This is a genomic window from Streptomyces sp. NPDC014006, from assembly GCF_043088925.1.
Classification (GTDB): domain Bacteria; phylum Actinomycetota; class Actinomycetes; order Streptomycetales; family Streptomycetaceae; genus Streptomyces.
In genome coordinates this window covers 981,324-999,384 of record NZ_JBICAJ010000001.1, presented here as the reverse complement: position 1 = coordinate 999,384, position 18,061 = coordinate 981,324, and the positions used below count along the sequence as shown (strand labels likewise).

Genomic DNA, 18,061 nt, shown 5'->3' with positions numbered 1-18,061 from the left:
GGGCCAGGGCCCGGTCAGACCCTGGTCACCGACGAGATCGGCATCATGCCGACCGGGTCGTAGCGCACCGGGGCGCCCGGATAGGGGGCGTGGATGACCCGGCCGTTCCCGACGTACATCCCGACGTGGCTGGCGTCGGAGCGGTAGACGACCAGGTCGCCGGGGCGGGCCTGGGAGAGCGGCACCTGATGGCCGGCGAAGCGCTGTTCCTGCGAGGTGCGCGGCAGATGCACCCCGGCCCGCGCGTACGCCCACTGCATCAGGCCCGAGCAGTCGAACCCGGAGGGCCCGTTGGCGCCCCACACGTACGGCCTGCCGAGGGCCGCGCGGGCGGCGGCGACCGCGGCGGCGGCCCGCTCGGAGGCCGGCCCGGCCCCGCCGAGCTCGGGCAGGTCGGTGCGGCCGGTGCGCGAGATGCGCTCATAGGCGGCGCGTTCGGTGGCGGGCAGGGAGTTGAGCAACTGGCGCGCCTTGGCGAGCTTGTGCTCGACGGTCTTCTTGTGCCGGGCGACGGCCGCGCGGCTGCGCTCGAGTTCGGCCAGCTGCCGGGTGGCCTCGGCGCGTTCCTGGGCGAGTTCGCGCAGGGCGCCCTGCAGCTCGTGCAGTTGCCCGGCCTGGTGGGCGGTGATCCGGTCGAGCACGGAGGCCTTGTCGAGGTAGTCGTCGGGGTCGGCGGAGAACAGCAGCGCGACGGCCGGGTCGATGCCACCGGAGCGGTACTGGGCTCCGGCCAGCGAACCCAGCGCGTCCCGCATGGTGTTGACCCGCTCCTGCTGACGGGCGATCAGATCCTGGCTGTCGCTGACCTGCCGGTGCAGCGCGTCGGCCCGCTCGTCGGCCTTGTTGTACGCCTCGGTGGCCTTCTCGGCCTCCTCGTAGAGGCGGTCGACCTCGGCCCGGGCATCGCCCTGCGGCGCGGCCACGGCGGAGCCGGCCGGTACGGCGCCGAGGGCGGCGGCCGCGACGGAGAGCGCACTGAGGGCGGCGCACGCGCCCCGGTCGAACCCGGAGTGCGCGAGGCGACGGCGATGGGAACCCACGGGAGGCCGCGCTCCTTCCACTGGGGAACAGGACTGCTCCCCGCGGACACCGAAAACGCCGTGGACGGCGAGGGCCGGGGGAAACGCGGCAGACAGTAGCCCCGTCACGGGCCGGCGGCCAAAGACCGCCGCGGGCACACACGGTGACGCCCCGCCGCTGACGCAGGTCATCGGCGGGGCGGGGGGTCATTTCCCGTCGTCACGATTCGCCCGTTCGGGCGGCACGGCACGTTGATCTTGTCGAGGCCGGGGTGTCCCGGCGCGGGTCCCGAGGGTCAGATCCGCACGCCGAACTGGAACGGCATGTTGTTGATCGACTCGTAGCGCACGACGGTGCCGGTGCGCGGGGCGTGCAGCACCTGGCCGTTGCCCGCGTACAGGCCGACGTGGTGCAGGTCGCCGTAGAAGAGCACCAGGTCGCCGACCTGGAGGTCGCTCATGGAGTAGATGCGCGTGCCGGCGTTCGCCTGGTCCTGCGAGGTGCGGGGGATGGAGACGCCGGCCTGGGCGTAGGCCCAGGAGGTCAGACCCGAGCAGTCGAAGGAGGACGGGCCGGTGGCGCCGTAGACGTACGGCGAGCCGATTCGGCTCTGGGCCGCGGAGAAGGCGGCGGCGGCGCGGCCGGAGGCGGCCTTGGAGTTGCCGAGGTCGACGCGGCTGCTCGCCGAGCGGCTGGCGCGGGCGTCCTCCGCGGCCATGGCGGCCTTCTCGGCGGCGGTCAGGGAGTTGAGCAGCTTCTGCGCCTCGGCGAGCTTGCCCTGGACTTCCTTCTTCTTCTTGCCCAGCTCGGTGCGGGTGGCGGAGAGGTCCTTGAGCTTCGCTGCGGCCTCGGAGCGCTCCTGGGCGAGCTGACGCTGCTTCTCCTGGATCTTCTTCAGCGCCTCGACCTGCTGGCCGCTCAACTGGTCGAGCGTGGAGGCCTTGTCGAGGTAGGAATCCGGATCGGAGGAGAGGAACAGCTGCACGGAGGAGTCGATGGTGCCGGTGCGGTACTGGGCGGCGGCCGCCAGGCCTATGCCGTCGCGCAGCTCGTTGAGCTCCTCCTGGCCGCGCGCCACGTTGTCCTGGATGGTGGAGATCTCCTTCTGGAGCGTCTCCTGCTTCTCCTTGGCGCCGTTGTACTTCTCGGTGGCCTGCTCGGCCTCCTCGTAGAGCTTGTCGACCTTGGCCTTGACCTCGTCCTTGCTCGGCTTCTCGCTGGGCGCGGCGTTGGCCGCCTGCGCGCTGATGGCGACGGCAGCGGCGGCTGCGGTGGTCAGCACGGTCACACGTGCACGGCTCGGCTGCTTGGGTCGACGGTGGGACGCCACGGAGGCGAACTCCTTCTTGTGAGTAATCACCCGGTCGGAGGTTCGAAGGCAGACCCTAGTGACCTCGCTGTGATGAGTTCAAATCCTCACAGCAAAAAAACCCGTTACGCCATGCATTCTTTGCACACAACTCACCAGCAGTGACATGGGATTGACCGTCTGTGGATCGCCGCGGGCGCCAATTCGGGTATTGGGCCCGTGCGTTCACCTTCTAGGACAGTCGCTTGAGGAGTACCGCAGAAGCCACCGGTCGGGCACCGGCCCGGGCGACGCCGTCGGCCACCTCGCGGTCGGTTGAGGCGACGATGACCGGGCGGCCCGGCGGCTCGGCGCGCACCAGCTGGCGGATCAGCTCGTCCGCCGTGACACCCGGCTTGGAGAACAGCACCCGCACCCCGCGCGGCGGAGCCAGCAGCACCGGCGCGACCAGTTCGGCCCCGTCGAAGACACAGGTGACCTCGGCGCCGGTCTGCGCGGCGAGCGCGGACAGCTGCCCGAGGAGCCTCAGGCGCTGCTTCTCCAGCGGCATCTGGGGATAGCCGGTCTTGGTGACGTTGTAGCCGTCGACGACCAGATGCGCCTGCGGCAGCGCGAGCAACTGGTCCAGGATCGCCGGGTCGTTCTCGGACAGCGCGCGCGCCGCGATGTCCTTCGGCGTCATCCGCCCCGGCTCGACGGCGTCCACGGTCTCGGCCGGACGCACGGACACCGGGGGAAGGGCCAGTTCGCGCCGCAGTCCCTGGGTGGCGTCCAGCAGGGTGTCCAGCAGCAGCCGGACCCGCATGTCCTCCACGCTGCGTCCCTCGCGCGCCGCGCGGCGGGTGGCCTCCAGGGCGGCCTCCGCCTCGCTCAGACGCGTCTTGAGCCGCCGTGACTCGCTCTCCGCCGCGGACACCTGCGCCTGCGCTTCGGCGCGTACGCCCTCGGTCTCGGCCTGCGCCTTGCGCAGCGCCGCCTCGCCTCGCTTGACGTCACTGAGGGCGGCGCGCAGCTTGCGGTGCAGCGATTCCGCTTCCTTCTTGACCTGGTCCAGCTCCGCGCGCAGCCGCTCGGTCTCGGCCCGGGTGTGCTCCTTGGTCTGCGCGAGCAGTTCGCGCAGCCGCTCCAGCTCGGCGCGGCTCTCCTCGTCGGCGCGCTCGGCGTGGGCGCGCTGCGCCTCCTCGCCGGCCGCCGTGACCAGCTTCACCCAGCCCGCGGGGCGAAGAACATAGGCCGCAGCCGCCACGTCGAGCGGGTCCGCGGCCGGGGGCGGCGAGCCGGAGTCCAGGGCGCCGGCCAGTTCCGGCTGCGCTTCTCTGAACTTCTCGCCGATCCGCTGCCGGAACAGCGGATCGGTCTCCAGCGCGGCCGCCATCGCGTTCCCGGCGAACTTGGCCCGCCGGTTCGGTGCGAACCGGGCGTACTGCCGAAGCTGTGCGGGCAGTTCACCGACGGTCAGCCCGCCGAAGCCGTCCGCGACGATCTGGACGACCCTGCGGCGCACGCCGTCGGGCAGCGGACGGTCGAGCACCTCAGCGGCGCCGTCGCCCGGCCCCCCGCCTGTGGTCTCCACCATCCGTCACTCCTGTACCTGTCGTACGTCTTTCCTGTCGGCCGTGAGGGGGCGCCGGCTCAGGCCTCGACCGCGGGCCGGTCCACGAGCTCCACCTGGTCCACGGCGTTGCACCAGCGGCAGCGCACCGACTCGATGGTCTCACTGAGCACCTCGCGCTCCTCGACCTTGGGCTCGCCGGCGAGATCGAGGTGGACGTACTCGACGACCTTCGACGAGCGGGTCACGTCGAAGCGGGTGAGGTTGCCGCAGAGCGTGCAGCGCCACCGCGTCGTGGCGGTCGGCAGGGGAACCGTCATCGTGACTGTTCGCTTTCTTCCAGTGTCCGTGACGCACCGGCCTCCCCGGTGCGTGTGGCTCGTAACCCTACGGCCTGGCGGTCACTCGCCGCTGGTCCGTCCACGGCGGCGAGGCGGCCTCGTCCGATGCGTCCGGTTACGTCATGCTCTGTAGGCATGATCGGCAACTGGACGACCGCGGTCGGCAAGGTGACCAGGACCCTGTCGCGCACCTCGGCCCCGGTGACGTACGCACTGATCGCCGTGTGCTGCCTGATCTTCCTGCTGGGGCCGGCGGCGGGCGTGAACCCGGCCTACGGCCACGGCGACGAACTGCTCACCGCGCAGCGGGCGTACTTCCGGCGCTGGGGCGTGATCCCGGACGAGCTCTTCCAGGGCTCCCCGCGGGCCGTACTGACGCCCATGACGGCCCTGTTCGTGCACGGCAGCTGGGTGCATCTGCTCGGCAACATGCTCTTCCTCTACGTCTTCGGAGCGATGACCGAGGAACGGATGGGCCGCGGCCGGTTCGTCGTGTTCTACGTCGGCTGCGGTTACCTGGCCCTGCTGGGATACGCCGCCGCCCACGCCGCGTCCGAGCAGTCGCTGGTCGGCGCCTCGGGGGCGATCTCGGCGGTCCTCGGCGCGTTTCTCTCCCTCTTCCCCCGCGCCCGGGTGACCAGTCTCCTGCCGTTCCTGTTCTTTGTGCCGCTGCGCTTCCCGGCGTGGGTCGTCCTGCCGTTCTGGGCGGTGCTGCAGTGGCTGGCGGCGGGGCGTGCCACCCAGGGGCCGGGGGTGGCGTACCTGGCCCATCTGATCGGCTTCGGGCTGGGCTTCCTGGTCGCGTGGGTGGCCGTCCGCCGTGGGACTAGAGTGAAAGCCGCCCCTGCTCCGGCCCCCGAGGGAGAGAACCAGCCGTGATCACCGCGATCGTCCTCATCAAGACCAGCGTGGACCGGATCCCCGAGATCGCCGAGCAGATCGCTTCGCTGGATTCGGTGAGCGAGGTCTTCTCCGTCACCGGGACGTACGACCTGATCGCCATGGTGCGGGTGCGGCAGCACGAGGACCTGGCGGAGGTCATCCCGGGGCGGATCAGCAAGATCCCGGGCGTCGAGGGCACGGACACGCACGTGGCTTTTCGGACGTACTCCCAGCACGACCTGGAGGCGGCGTTCGCGATCGGTCTGGACTCCTGACCGGGGGAACACCGCCTCACCGGGCGTTCGACTGCCTCGGACCGCGCCTCAGACAGCGGGAACGCAGCGGCCGTCTTCCGTCCTGTACGTCCACTGCGCGCCCTGGGTGACCAGTTCCTTGACCGCCGTGATGAAGCGCTCCACATGCTCGTCCGGGGTGCCCGCGCCGAAGCTCACGCGGATCGCGTTGAGGGACTTCTCGCCGGGGGCCGCCTCGGGGGCGCCGCACTCGCCCTGGGTCTGGGGGTCGCTGCCGAGCAGGGTGCGCACCAGCGGGTGGGCGCAGAAGAGGCCGTCGCGGACGCCGATGCCGTACTCGGCGGACAGGGCCGCGGCGAAGTGGGAGCTGTTCCAGCCCTCGACGACGAACGAGATCACGCCGACCCGAGGGGCGTCGTCGCCGAAGAGGGAGAGGATCCTCACCTCGGGCACGTCGGCCAGGCCCTCGCGGACCGCGGCGATGAGCTGCTGCTCGCGGGCGACCAGAGTGTCCCAGCCGGCCTCGGTCAGCGCCTTGCAGGCGGAGGCGATGGAGTAGGCACCGATCACGTTCGGGGAGCCGGCTTCGTGGCGGGCGGCGCTGTCGTGCCACTCCACGTCCACTCCCCCGTCCTCGCGCCGGGCGACCTTGCGGCTGGCGCCGCCGCCGGCGAGGTAGGGGTCGGCGGCCTGGAGCCAGTCGGCGCGGCCGGCCAGGACGCCGGAGCCGAAGGGGGCGTACAGCTTGTGGCCGGAGAAGGCGACCCAGTCGACGTCGAGGTCGCGCACGCTCACCGGGTGGTGCGGGGCCAGCTGGGCGGCGTCCAGGACGATCCGGGCACCGTGGGCGTGCGCGGCGGCCGCCAGCTCGCGCACCGGCCACAGTTCGCCGGTGACGTTGGAGGCGCCGGTGACGCAGACCAGGGCGGGGCCGTGGGGGTCGCGGTCGGCGAGCGCGCGCTCCAGGGTCTCGACGGCCTGCCGCGGGGTGCGCGGGGCGTTGAGGTAGGTGACCTTCGCGTGCTGCCAGGGCAGCAGCGAGGCGTGGTGCTCGGTCTCGAAGACGAAGACCTGGCAGTCGGCCGGGACCGCCCGGGCCAGCAGGTTGAGCGAGTCCGTCGTGGAGCGGGTGAAGACGACCTGGTCGCCATCGCGGCAGTCGAGGAACTCCGCGACCGTCTTCCGGGCGTTCTCGAACAGGTCGGTGGACAGCTGCGAGAGGTATCCGGCACCGCGGTGCACGCTGCCGTAGTACGGCGCGTACGCCGCCACGTCGTCCCAGACGCGCTGCAGGGCGGGAGCGCTGGCGGCGTAGTCGAGGGCGGCGTAGGTGACCTCGCCTCCGGTGACGAGCGGGACGGTGACATCTCGGCCCAGAACGGGCAGCGGGGCACAAACGGACCGGTCGGCGGCAGCGGTGGAGACAGACATGGCGGAACTCCCGTGAGGATGCGCGAGAAAGCGCGGGAAAGGATGAAAAAAGGGTGCGCGGAGGCGGGGCTCGGCGGCCCTATCGCATTCGCTTGCTCACGGAAGACTCCTCGACGACCAGGACCCCTGGGTTCGCGAGGGGTCCGCGCTTGCCGCAGACCTTGCTGACTGCGGCCTGGTCTTCACCCGGGGCACCCCGCCACGGACGGAGGGTTGCCGGACAGTCGGCCGGGGCCTCATGACTGTCACTCATGACCTGGTACGGGAACGTAACGGAAGTGATCGGCGTCCCGCAACCCGAGTCCGGATCGCGGGACGGCCGTCGGCCGACGCTAGGCGTTGCTGGCCGCCACCCAGCGCTCCAGTGTGCGCTTGGCCGAGCCCGAGTCGATGGACCGGGCCGCCTTCGCCATGGCGGCCCGGATCTGCTCGGCCAGCGGTGCGCCGGTCGGCTCCAGAGCGACCAGCGCGGCCGCCGAGTTGAGCACGACGGCGTCCCGGACGGGCCCGGGCTCGCCGTCCAGCAGGCGCCGGGCCACCTCGGCGTTGTAGGAGGCGTCGGCGCCGCGCAGGGCCTCCACGGGGGCCAGGTCGATGCCGACCTCCCGCGGGTCGAAGGTCTCCTCGGTGACCTTGCCCTCCCGGACGATCCAGACCCGGGACGTGGAGGTGATCGTCAGCTCGTCCAGGCCGTCGTCACCCCGGAAGACCAGGGAGGAGTTGCCGCGTTCGGCGAAGACGCCGGCGACGATGGGCGCCATCCTGGCGTCGGCGACGCCGACGGCCTGCGCCCGCACCTTCGCCGGGTTGGTCAGCGGGCCCAGCACGTTGAAGGTGGTGCGGATGCCCAACTGGCCGCGCGCGGCGGCCACATGGCGCAGCGCCGGATGGAACTTCACCGCGAAGCAGAAGGTGATCCCGGCCTCCTCGGCGACCTGGGGCACCCGGTGCAGCGGCAGGTTGAGGTTGACGCCGAGCTTCTCCAGCACGTCGGAGGCGCCGGAGGCCGAGGAGGCGGCCCGGTTGCCGTGCTTGACGACCTTCGCGCCCGTGCCGGCCACGACGATCGAGGACATGGTGGAGATGTTCACCGTCTTCGCGCCGTCGCCGCCCGTGCCGACGATGTCGACGGTGGGGCCGGGGACCTCGATGACGTTGGCGTGGTCGTACATCGCCCGGACCAGACCGGTGATCTCCTCGACCGTCTCGCCCTTGGCGCGCAGCGCGACCGCGAACCCGGCGATCTGCGCGTCGGTGGCCTCGCCGCGCATGATCTGGTCCATCGCCCAGGCGGTGTCCTCGGCGCTCTGGTCGTGGCCTTCCAGCAGGCTGTTCAGCACGCGGGGCCAGGAACGGCCCGCCGCGGTGTCGCCTCCAGCGGGGGTCACAGCGCTCATCAGCCGCTCCTGGTCGTCGTACGCATCGAATGACGTCTCCACCCTATCCAGCCCGGCGCACGGCGAAGGGCCCCGTCCGCACACCGGACGGGGCCCCGCCCACGCACGACAAGCCCGCCCGGGCCGCCGCCGCACGGCCCGACGCCCCCGGCCCCCGGCCTCCCTCCGGCCGGCTTATTGCCCCGCGACCGCACGCTCGGCCTCGCCGGACCAGCGCCACTCACAACGGCCCTCGCCGGACCACCGCTCCTCACGACGGCCGGCCGAAGACCGCCCGCGCACGGCGAAGGGCCCCGTCCGAACACCGGACGGGGCCCTTCGACCGTGGCGTGGCTGACGCAGCGATCAGTGGTGGCCGTGGCCGCTCGTGATCTCCCTGTACTCCTCGGCGGTCGGCTTCGGAATCTGCGCCTCCTCGCCGAAGTACGCCTCGCTGAGCTTGGCGCGCAGCTTCTCGGCGCCCTTCACCTTGCGCTCGACACCGTTCTCGTCGACCGTGGGGCCGATCTCGAGCGGCTTGTACTGCTCGTGCGCGGTGAGGGTGTGCAGCGCCTCCTGGCTGAGCGGCTCGTGGACCTCGATGAACTCACCGTGCGGCAGGCGCTTGATGGTGCCGGTCTCGCGACCGTGCAGCACCTTCTCCTTGTCCCGGCGCTGCAGGCCGAGGCAGATCCGCTTGGTGAGGAGGAAGGCCAGCACCGGGCCGACGAAGAAGCCGATCCGGACGAACCAGGTGACCGCGTTGATCGACAGGTGGAAGTGGGTGGCCCACAGGTCGTTGCCACCGCCGACCAGCGTGATCATGTAGATCGTGATCCAGGCGACACCGAACGCGGTACGCGTCGGGGCGTTGCGCGGACGGTCCAGGATGTGGTGCTCGCGCTTGTCGCCGGTGATCCAGGACTCGATGAACGGGTAGACCGCGATCGCCGCCAGGACCAGCGGGAAGAGCACCAGCGGGATGAACACGCCCAGGACCAGCGTGTGGCCCCAGAAGTTGACCTCCCAGCCCGGCATGAAGCGGATCAGACCCTCGGCGAAGCCCATGTACCAGTCCGGCTGGGCGCCCGTGGACACCTGGTCCGGCCGGTAGGGGCCCATGGCCCAGATCGGGTTGATCTGCGCGACCGCGGCGATGACCGCGATGACACCGAAGACCAGGAAGAAGAAGCCGCCCGCCTTCGCCATGTACACCGGAAGCAGCGGCATGCCGACGACGTTCTTGTTCGACTTGCCGGGACCCGCGAACTGGGTGTGCTTGTGGTAGAAGACCAGGATCAGGTGGGCCACCATCAGGCCCAGCATGATGCCCGGCAGCAGCAGGATGTGGATCGAGTAGAAGCGGGCCACGAAGTCGCCGCCCGGGAACTCGCCGCCGAAGAGGAAGAACGAGATGTACGTGCCGACGATCGGCACGGACAGGATCGCACCCTCCATGAAGCGGACACCGGTGCCGGAGAGCAGGTCGTCCGGCAGCGAGTAACCGGTGAAGCCGGTGAACATGCCCAGGACGAACAGCAGGAAGCCGAACAGCCAGTTGATCTCACGCGGCTTGCGGAACGCGCCCGTGAAGAACACGCGCATCATGTGCACGAACATGCCCGCGAGGAAGATCAGCGCGGCCCAGTGGTGGATCTGCCGGATCAGCAGACCACCGCGCACGTCGAAGGAGATGTGCAGGGTCGACCTGAACGCCTCGGACATCATCTGCCCCTGGAGCGGGACATACGTGCCGTGGTACTCGACCTCGTTCATCGACGGGTGGAAGAACAGCGTCAGATAGACACCCGTCAGGATGATGATGAGGAAGCTGTACATGCACACTTCGCCCAACATGAACGACCAGTGGTCGGGGAAGATCTTGCGCATGTTCGACTTGGCGAGGGAGTAGATCCCCAGCCGGCCGTCGGCCCAGTCGGCGACGCGTTCGCCGGCCGGTGCCTTCCCGCGAGAGCGGGGTGATCCGTTCGCTGCAGTACTCATCCGCGCTCCCAGAAAGCAGGACCGACGGGCTCTTCGAAGTCGCCGAGCGCCTCGAGGTAGCCCTCGTCGTTCACACCGATGCGCAGCTGCGGCAGGGCGTGACCGGCGGGACCGAAGATCACACGGGCACCGTCGGACAGGTCGAAGGTGGACTGGTGGCAGGGGCACAGCACGTGGTGCGTCTGCTGCTCGTACAGCGAGATCGGACAACCGACGTGGGTGCAGATCTTGGAGTACGCCACGATGCCCTCGTGCGACCACTCCAGCTCGCGCTTGTCCTTGATGTTCTCCGGCTGGAGCCGGACGATCATCAGGGCCGCCTTGGCGATCTCGGTCTGGAAGTCCTCGTCGTGCTCCTCCAGGCCCTCGGGCTTGGCGAAGGTGAGCGAACCGACCGCGACGTCCTCGGGACGCAGCGGCTCGTTCGTGTTCACGTTGACGAGGAGCTTGCCCTTGGACCACAGCGTGTGGCGCAGCTTCTCACCGGGCAGCGGACCGAGATCGCGCAGCAGGAACAGACCCGACAGCGGGACCAGGGTCAGCGCTCCGAACATCGTGTTGCGGATCAGCTTGCGCCGGCCGAGCGCCGACTCCTTGGCGCCCTGGCGGAAGTCCGCGTGGACCTTCGCCCGGACCTCCGGGGAGGCCTCGATCGGGTGCCGCTCGTCGGCGACCTCCACGTCGGACATCAGGGTGCGGGCCCAGTGGACCGCGCCCGCGCCGATGCAGAACAGCGCCGTGCCGAGGGTCAGACCCAGCGCGAAGTTCATCGCGCTGAGGTGGCCGATCGGGAAGACGAAGATCGACTTGTGATGCGGGATCGTCACGTACGCGGCGATGAAGCCGAGGGTGGCCAGCATCGACACCGTGAACAGCAGGGCCACCACACGCTCGGACCGCTTGGCGGCCCGCTCGTCGATGTCCTGGATCCGGTGCTCGTGGGGCGGCAGGCCGGGGTCGGCGAACGGGTTCTCGTCCGCGACGCCTACCGCGCCGTGCGCGTGGTCCTGCTCTGCGGGCAGGTTCTCTTCAGGAATGTCTTGGCTACTCATGACTTCTTGGCCTTTGCGGTCCGAGCGGCGACCCAGACGGCGACCGCGATCAGGGCGCCGAGGCCGAAGATCCAGGCGAACAGACCCTCGCTGACCGGCCCGAGGCCGCCCAGCTCGAGACCGCCCGGGTTCTCCGTCTCATCGCTGTTGACCGCGTGCAGGTACGCGATGATGTCCTTCTTGTTCTGCTCCGACATGGTGGTGTCGGGGAACGACGGCATGTTCTGCGGGCCCGTCTGCATGGCCTCGTAGATGTGCTTGGGGTCCACGCCCTCGAGCGTCGGGGCGTACTTGCCGTTCGTCAGCGCGCCGCCCTTGCCGGTGAAGTTGTGGCACTGCGCGCAGTTGGTACGGAACAGCTCGCCACCCTTGGCGATGTCCGCGCCCTCCGGGCCGTACTGCTGCTTCGTCGGGACGGCCGGGCCGGCGCCGAGCGAGGCCACGTAGGCCGCGAGCTGGTCGATCTGGGCCTGCGTGTAGATGTTCTTCTTGCTCGGGATCTGGGCCATCTGCGAGGTGGAGGCCGGCATACGGCCGGTTCCCACCTGGAAGTCGACCGCGGCGGCGCCCACGCCGACCAGGCTCGGACCGTCGGAGGTGCCCTGACCGCCGGTGCCGTGGCAGCTGGCGCAGCCCACGGTGTAGAGCTTCTTGCCCTCGTCGATGGCGAGGGACTGGGAGGAGTCGTCGGCCTGCGCCTTGCCCGCGGGCGCGAACGCGGCGTACAGACCCCCCGTGGCCGCCAGCGCGAAGAGTAGGACGACGACCGCCGCCAGCGGATGGCGTCGTCGTGCGGAAAGCTTTTTCACGGATTACCCCGGTGTCAGGATCTTCAGCGTCGATGCTTCTGGGTGGTGCGTTGCGAGAACGCGCGTGGGATCTTCTCGCTACTTGATCAGGTAGATCGTGGCGAAGAGGCCGATCCAGACGACATCGACGAAGTGCCAGTAGTAGGACACGACGATGGCGGCGGTCGCCTGCTCGTGCGTGAACCTCTTGGCCGCGTAGGTACGGCCGAGGACCAGCAGGAAGGCGATGAGACCGCCCGTCACGTGCAGGCCGTGGAAGCCGGTGGTCAGGTAGAACACCGAACCGTACGGGTCCGAGGACAGCGAGATGCCGTCCCTCTTCACCAGCTCGGTGTACTCGTAGATCTGACCGCCGATGAAGATCGCACCCATGATGAAGGTGACGATGAACCAGCCCCGGAGCTTCTTCACGTCACCGCGCTCGGCCGCGAACACGCCGAGCTGGCAGGTGAGGGAGGAGAGCACCAGGATCGTGGTGTTCGTCGCGGAGAAGGGCACGTTCAGGGCATGCGCCATCTCCTTCCAATGATCGGCACCCGTCACCGAACGCAGGGTGAAGTACATCGCGAAGAGGGCCGCGAAGAACATCAGCTCGGAACTCAGCCAGATGATGGTTCCGACACTGGTGAGGTTCGGCCGATTGACCGACGGGTGCGCGTGCCCGGTATCTACTGTCGTTGCTGTCGCCACGACCGACATTATGTCGGTCGCTTATCCCGCCCTCACTCCGGGGGGTGCCGTTCGGAGTGTTCCCCGCATGTGTACTGCCCGTATGGCCCATCGCAGAGGTGTTCCAACAGGTGTTGACGGGCTGCGCGAGGGAGTAGCATCCGCCGCAACGGGCTTGTCTCTACGACGCTGACGTCTCGGAGGAACCATGCGGCCGACCGCCACGGTGCTGGTCTACAGCGACGACTCCAACACACGGGAGCAGGTACGGCTCGCGACCGGGCGGCGCCCCGCGCCCGACGCCCCGGTGGTGGAATTCATCGAGTGCGCGACGCCCGAGGCGGTCCTGCGGGAGATGGACAAGGGCGGCATCGACGTCTGTGTGCTGGACGGTGAGGCCGTGCCGATGGGCGGCATGGGGATGTGCCGGCAGCTCAAGGACGAGATCTTCCAGTGCCCGCCGGTGCTGGTGCTGATCGCCCGGCCCCAGGACGCGTGGCTGGCGACGTGGAGCCGGGCCGATGCGGCGGTGGCGCTGCCGGTGGAGCCGGTCGAGTTCGCGTCGGCGTTGGCGTCCTTGCTGCGGCAGGAGCGGTTGCAGAGCGCCTAGGAGCTCGGGGCGCGAGGTGGTCGCGCGGGTGCGGGCCTTTGGCGGCCGGTCGCGCAGTTCCCCGCGCCCCTGGGTCGGTCAGAGTGCCCTGGGCTGGAGCCTTGCCGCATCCTGCGTCACCGTCGTGTTGGTCTTGGCTCCGGTGACGGCGCTGCCTGTGCGCCATTTCCTCCAGTCCAGGTTCCAGTCGCCGAAGCCGTTGCCGAAGGGTTCCATCGTCTCGCCGCCCGAGTTCACGACCTGGACGACGTCGCCCTCGCGGACGTGGTCGAAGAACCACTCGGCGTTGGCGGTGCTCATGCCGGTGCAGCCGTGGGAGACGTTGGCGTAGCCCTGGGAGCCGACGGACCAGGGCGCGGCGTGGACGTACTCGCCGCTCCAGGTCACCCGGGTGGCGTAGTAGACCGGCAGGTCGTAGGAGTCCGCGCTGCCCTCGGCGATGCCGATGGTGGTGCCGCGCATCCGTACGAAGTACTCCTTGCCGAGTACGACCTTGACGCCGTTACGGGTGTCGAAGCCGGGCTTGCCGGTGGTGACGGGGAACTGTTCGACCTCCTCACCGTTCTTGTAGTACGTCAGCGTGTGGGCCGCGGCGTCCGTGACCGCGATGACCCGGTCGCCCGTGGAGAGCTTCACGGAGGCGGACTTGCCGCCCCAGAGCCGGTCGCCGATCTTGATGCCGTCCAGGTTGCTGCGCACCTCGATGGTGGCGTGGGCGGGCCAGAACTCCTCGGGCCGGTAGTGGAGCTGCTTGTCGTCGACCCAGTACCAGGAGCCCTGCACCGCGGGGGTGGAGGTCACCTTCAGGGCGCGTTCGACGACGGCCCGCTGGTTCTTGTCCTTGATGGGCTGGCTCAGCTCGGCGGTGATGGGCTGTCCGACGCCGTAGGTGCCGGACTTGGGGCCGAACTTCACCGTGAGTGTCTTCTTGGAGGTGGGCTTGCCGGTGTCGAAGGAGAGGACCTTGCGCCCGGGGGCGCCGTCGTCGTCCTCGGTGCTCACCCGGACCGTGTAGTGGGCGCCTGCGGCCAGCGGCTCGGTGCTGTGCCAGCGGGTGCCGTCTGCGGAGAGTTCGCCCGCCACGAAGCGCCCTGTGGCGTCCACGGCGGTGACGTCCGTGATCCGGTCGTCGTCCTCGGCGGTGACTTCCAGTGGTTTGTCGGGGTCGGCCTTCTTCCCGTCCCCTGAGGGTCCGTTGAAGGCGATCTGGTCGGCCGCGTCGTAGGGGCGGTCGGCGAGCGGGTTGCCGTCCGAGCCACAGGCGGTGGCGGCCGCGCTCAGGGCGATCACCAGCAGCGTGCAGCCGACGGCTGTGCGGGGGCGGGAAGGCGTGCTCATGACTTCACGCTAGGAAGCTTCGTCAATGATGGCGCGCGGGGTCACTCCCCCGAGTGAAAAGGATTACGGCGAACGGACACTGGAACCGCTCCGAACGCGTGAGCCCGGACGCTCCGTGAGGAGTGTCCGGGCTCAGCGGCGTCCGGCGCGTGTTACTGGGTGCGGTTCTCACCGCGGTAGTACTCGAAGACCCAGCCCCAGATGCCGATCAGGATGATCGGGGCGGAGAAGTAGAGCAGCCACCAGCCGACCGCGACACCGAGGAAGGCGATCGCACCGCCGATGCCGAGGGCGAGCGGCTGCCAGCTGTGCGGGCTGAAGAAGCCCAGCTCGCCGGCGTCGTCCGCGACGTCGGCCTCCTTGTTGTCCTGCGCACCGGTGTCGACCCGCTTGGCCGTGAAGCCGAGGTAGAAGCCGATCATGATGGACAGGCCGAAGGCCAGGAAGAGCGCCGTGGTACCGGCCGGCTCCTTCGACCACACGCCATAGACACACGCCATGACGAGGATGAAGACGGCCAGCCAGATGAACATCTTGCCCTGGATCTTCACTTGCCGGCCTCCTTGCCGCCCGCGATGGCCTTCTCACCGTGGCCGGCGTGCGCCAGCTGGTCGAGCTCGGCGATCTCCGGGTGGTGCAGGTCGAACGCCGGGGATTCGCTGCGGATCCGCGGCAGGGTGAGGAAGTTGTGGCGCGGCGGCGGGCAGGAGGTGGCCCACTCCAGGGAGCGGCCGTAGCCCCACGGGTCGTCGACGCCGACCGGCTTGCCGTACTTGGCCGTCTTCCACACGTTGTAGAGGAACGGCAGGATCGACAGGCCGAGCACGAAGGAGGCGATCGTCGAGATCGTGTTCAGGGCCGTGAAGCCGTCCGCGGCCAGGTAGTCGGCGTAACGGCGCGGCATGCCCTCGGCGCCCAGCCAGTGCTGGATCAGGAAGGTGCCGTGGAAGCCGACGAACAGCAGCCAGAACGTGATCTTGCCGAGGCGCTCGTCGAGCATCTTGCCGGTCATCTTCGGCCACCAGAAGTGGAAGCCGGAGAACATCGCGAAGACGACGGTGCCGAACACGACGTAGTGGAAGTGCGCCACCACGAAGTACGAGTCCGAGATGTGGAAGTCCATCGGCGGCGAGGCCAGGATGACACCGGTCAGACCACCGAAGGTGAAGGTGATCAGGAAGCCGGTCGCCCACAGCATCGGCGTCTCGAAGGACAGGCTGCCCTTCCACATCGTGCCGATCCAGTTGAAGAACTTCACACCGGTCGGGACGGCGATCAGGAAGGTCATGAAGGAGAAGAACGGCAGCAGCACACCGCCGGTGACGTACATGTGGTGCGCCCACACCGTCACGGACAGACCGGCGATCGCGATGGTGGCCGCGATCAGACCCATGTAGCCGAACATCGGCTTACGCGAGAAGACCGGGATGACCTCGGAGATGATGCCGAAGAACGGCAAGGCGATGATGTACACCTCTGGGTGTCCGAAGAACCAGAAGAGGTGTTGCCACAGCAGTGCGCCGCCGTTGGTGGCGTCGAAGACATGGGCGCCGAACTTGCGGTCCGCCTCCAGGGCGAACAGCGCGGCCGCCAGGACCGGGAAGGCCAGCAGGACCAGGACACCGGTCAGCAGCACGTTCCACACGAAGATCGGCATGCGGAACATGGTCATGCCCGGAGCGCGCATGCAGATGATCGTGGTGATGAAGTTGACCGAGCCGAGGATGGTGCCGAAGCCCGAGAAGGCCAGACCCATGATCCACATGTCGGCGCCGATGCCCGGCGAGCGGACCGCGTCCGACAGCGGGGAGTAGGCGAACCAGCCGAAGTCGGCCGCACCCTGCGGGGTGAGGAAGCCACCCACGGCGATCGTCGAGCCGAACAGGTACAGCCAGTAGGCGAACATGTTCAGCCGCGGGAAGGCGACGTCGGGCGCACCGATCTGGAGCGGCATGATCCAGTTGGCGAAGCCCGCGAACAGCGGCGTCGCGAACATCAGCAGCATGATCGTGCCGTGCATCGTGAACGCCTGGTTGAACTGCTCGTTCGACATGATCTGCAGACCTGGACGGGCCAGCTCGGCGCGCATGAGCAGCGCCATGACGCCACCGATGCAGAAGAACACGAACGACGTGACCAGGTACAGCGTTCCGATGGTCTTGTGGTCGGTGGTGGTGAGCCACTTGACCACGACGTTGCCGGGCTGCTTGCGCCGCACCGGCAGCTCGTCCTCGTAGTACGGCTTGTCGGCCGCCGAGGAACCCTGGGGTTCGTTGACGATGCTCACAGGACGTTCGACTCCCGGTTCTTCTCGTGCCCCGTCTGCGCGATGCCGGCGGGAACGTAACCGGTCTGCCCCTTCTTGACGAGGTCCTTCAGGTGCTGCTCGTAGCGCTCGGGCGAGACGACCTTCACGTTGAACAGCATCCGGGAGTGGTCGACGCCGCAGAGCTCGGCGCACTTGCCCCGGAAGGTGCCCTCCGCGTTGGGGGTCACCTGGAACGCGTTGGTGTGGCCCGGGATGACGTCCTGCTTCATCAGGAACGGCAGCACCCAGAACGAGTGGATGACGTCCCGCGAGGTGAGGACGAACCGGACCGTCTTGCCCTTGGGCAGCCACAGGGTCGGGCCGGGGTTGTTGTTCTGCGGGTTCCGGGTGCCCGGCGTGCCGCAGTCGTAGACGCCTCCGGCGTTGGCCGGGAACGCCTTGGTGAACCGCTCCGGGATCGCGTTCAGTTCCGGGGCGGTCTTGGCGTCACCGGAGGAACCGTTGACGCTCTCGATGTAGTTGAAGCACCAGCTCCACTGGAAGCCGACCACGTTGACCGTGACGTCGGGCTTCTTGTCGAGGCTGAGCAGCTTCGACTCGTCGCGGGCCGTGAAGTAGAACAGCACCGAGACGATGAGGATCGGAACGACCGTGTAAAGGGCCTCGATGGGGAGGTTGTACCGGGTCTGCGGAGGAACCTCGATCTTGGTCCGGCTGCGCCGGTGGAAGAAAGCACTCCACAGAATCAGACCCCACACCAGCACGCCAACGGCGAGCGCGGCAGCCCAGGAGCCCTGCCACAGGGAGAGGATCCGCGGAGCCTCTTCCGTGGTCGGGGTGGGCATACCAAGGCGGGGGAAGTCCTTGTATGTGCAACCGGTTGCGGTCGCCAGGACCAGGCCCGCGGTCAGTGCCTGCAGCAGCTTCCGCCGCATCGGGCGCCGCGGCGAGCGGTCGGAGCCGTTGGGACTCACGTAGCGCCTTCCCGAGAGTCTCGCCCGCGCTGTTCGGCTGCGGCCTTCTCGCTGGTCGGTCGCCGCCCTGCGTCGGGCAGGGGTTTGGATGTTTATGCGGACCAAACCCTAGCCGACGCGTTTTGCGGCTGCGCGAGGAGGGGTGCCTACTGACTCGGGTGGTTCGCTGGA

Annotated in this window: 17 protein-coding genes and 1 riboswitch; of the genes, 3 read left to right on the top strand and 14 right to left on the bottom strand. The window is 69.0% G+C overall.

The window, feature by feature from the left end; genetic code table 11:
- Window positions 1-14: 14 nt before the first annotated feature.
- From ACF1GV_RS04585 to ACF1GV_RS04570, 4 genes are all read right to left on the bottom strand, one after another.
- Window positions 15-1,040 carry an NlpC/P60 family protein gene (locus ACF1GV_RS04585; protein ID WP_391677785.1) on the bottom strand — a complete coding sequence of 342 codons (1,026 nt, stop codon included), beginning with the start codon at window positions 1,038-1,040 and terminating at the stop codon, window positions 15-17.
- A gap of 275 nt (window positions 1,041-1,315) precedes the next feature.
- Complete coding sequence (locus tag ACF1GV_RS04580) at window positions 1,316-2,350, bottom strand: NlpC/P60 family protein (RefSeq protein ID WP_391677783.1); 1,035 nt, start codon at window positions 2,348-2,350, stop codon at window positions 1,316-1,318.
- A 211-nt stretch (window positions 2,351-2,561) separates the two neighbouring features.
- Window positions 2,562-3,905 carry an NYN domain-containing protein gene (locus ACF1GV_RS04575; protein WP_363267121.1) on the bottom strand — a complete coding sequence of 448 codons (1,344 nt, stop codon included), beginning with the start codon at window positions 3,903-3,905 and terminating at the stop codon, window positions 2,562-2,564.
- A 56-nt stretch (window positions 3,906-3,961) separates the two neighbouring features.
- The gene (locus ACF1GV_RS04570; RefSeq protein WP_391677781.1) at window positions 3,962-4,201 is read right to left on the bottom strand and encodes a hypothetical protein; all 240 of its coding nucleotides are present in this window, start codon (window positions 4,199-4,201) and stop codon (window positions 3,962-3,964) included.
- A 156-nt stretch (window positions 4,202-4,357) separates the two neighbouring features.
- Between ACF1GV_RS04570 and ACF1GV_RS04565 the strand changes: the two genes are divergently transcribed.
- Window positions 4,358-5,101 carry a rhomboid family intramembrane serine protease gene (locus tag ACF1GV_RS04565; RefSeq protein WP_391677778.1) on the top strand — a complete coding sequence of 248 codons (744 nt, stop codon included), beginning with the start codon at window positions 4,358-4,360 and terminating at the stop codon, window positions 5,099-5,101.
- Window positions 5,098-5,379, top strand: coding sequence for an Lrp/AsnC family transcriptional regulator (locus ACF1GV_RS04560; RefSeq protein WP_100572304.1), 282 nt, complete (start codon window positions 5,098-5,100; stop codon window positions 5,377-5,379). The genes ACF1GV_RS04565 and ACF1GV_RS04560 overlap by 4 nt, the downstream gene beginning before the upstream one ends.
- Window positions 5,380-5,427: 48 nt before the next feature.
- On the opposite strand, the gene ACF1GV_RS04555 is transcribed toward ACF1GV_RS04560, so the two are convergent.
- The 6 genes from ACF1GV_RS04555 to ACF1GV_RS04530 all read right to left on the bottom strand — a co-directional run bounded on the left by ACF1GV_RS04555 (window position 5,428) and on the right by ACF1GV_RS04530 (window position 12,729).
- Complete coding sequence (locus ACF1GV_RS04555) at window positions 5,428-6,789, bottom strand: aminotransferase class V-fold PLP-dependent enzyme (protein ID WP_391677776.1); 1,362 nt, start codon at window positions 6,787-6,789, stop codon at window positions 5,428-5,430.
- A 140-nt stretch (window positions 6,790-6,929) separates the two neighbouring features.
- Window positions 6,930-7,046, bottom strand: a riboswitch (SAM riboswitch).
- 75 nt (window positions 7,047-7,121) lie between these two features.
- Complete coding sequence (trpD, locus tag ACF1GV_RS04550; protein WP_391677774.1) at window positions 7,122-8,186, bottom strand: anthranilate phosphoribosyltransferase; 1,065 nt, start codon at window positions 8,184-8,186, stop codon at window positions 7,122-7,124.
- Between the two features lie 345 nt (window positions 8,187-8,531).
- Window positions 8,532-10,169 carry a cytochrome bc complex cytochrome b subunit gene (locus ACF1GV_RS04545; RefSeq protein ID WP_391677771.1) on the bottom strand — a complete coding sequence of 546 codons (1,638 nt, stop codon included), beginning with the start codon at window positions 10,167-10,169 and terminating at the stop codon, window positions 8,532-8,534.
- On the bottom strand, window positions 10,166-11,221 hold the full coding sequence (locus ACF1GV_RS04540) for a Rieske 2Fe-2S domain-containing protein (protein WP_391677770.1): 1,056 nt from the start codon (window positions 11,219-11,221) through the stop codon (window positions 10,166-10,168). The genes ACF1GV_RS04545 and ACF1GV_RS04540 overlap by 4 nt, the downstream gene beginning before the upstream one ends.
- The gene (locus ACF1GV_RS04535; protein ID WP_391677768.1) at window positions 11,218-12,030 is read right to left on the bottom strand and encodes a c-type cytochrome; all 813 of its coding nucleotides are present in this window, start codon (window positions 12,028-12,030) and stop codon (window positions 11,218-11,220) included. The genes ACF1GV_RS04540 and ACF1GV_RS04535 overlap by 4 nt, the downstream gene beginning before the upstream one ends.
- A gap of 78 nt (window positions 12,031-12,108) precedes the next feature.
- Window positions 12,109-12,729: a heme-copper oxidase subunit III gene (locus ACF1GV_RS04530; protein WP_363267112.1), complete on the bottom strand. Its 621-nt coding sequence runs from the start codon at window positions 12,727-12,729 to the stop codon at window positions 12,109-12,111.
- Window positions 12,730-12,907: 178 nt separating this feature from the next.
- Between ACF1GV_RS04530 and ACF1GV_RS04525 the strand changes: the two genes are divergently transcribed.
- Window positions 12,908-13,309: a hypothetical protein gene (locus ACF1GV_RS04525; protein WP_391677765.1), complete on the top strand. Its 402-nt coding sequence runs from the start codon at window positions 12,908-12,910 to the stop codon at window positions 13,307-13,309.
- Between the two features lie 78 nt (window positions 13,310-13,387).
- Here ACF1GV_RS04525 and ACF1GV_RS04520 read toward each other — a convergent pair whose 3' ends face one another.
- The 4 genes from ACF1GV_RS04520 to coxB form a co-directional block, all read right to left on the bottom strand.
- Entirely contained in the window at window positions 13,388-14,647 is a 1,260-nt protein-coding gene (locus ACF1GV_RS04520) for an Ig-like domain-containing protein (RefSeq protein ID WP_391677764.1), read from the bottom strand.
- Window positions 14,648-14,799: 152 nt separating this feature from the next.
- Window positions 14,800-15,198 carry a cytochrome c oxidase subunit 4 gene (locus ACF1GV_RS04515; protein ID WP_391677762.1) on the bottom strand — a complete coding sequence of 133 codons (399 nt, stop codon included), beginning with the start codon at window positions 15,196-15,198 and terminating at the stop codon, window positions 14,800-14,802.
- The gene (gene ctaD, locus ACF1GV_RS04510; protein ID WP_363267107.1) at window positions 15,195-16,934 is read right to left on the bottom strand and encodes a cytochrome c oxidase subunit I; all 1,740 of its coding nucleotides are present in this window, start codon (window positions 16,932-16,934) and stop codon (window positions 15,195-15,197) included. Before ctaD ends, ACF1GV_RS04515 begins: the two co-directional genes overlap by 4 nt.
- Window positions 16,931-17,890, bottom strand: coding sequence for a cytochrome c oxidase subunit II (gene coxB / locus ACF1GV_RS04505; RefSeq protein WP_363267106.1), 960 nt, complete (start codon window positions 17,888-17,890; stop codon window positions 16,931-16,933). The genes ctaD and coxB overlap by 4 nt, the downstream gene beginning before the upstream one ends.
- Window positions 17,891-18,061 lie beyond the last annotated feature (171 nt).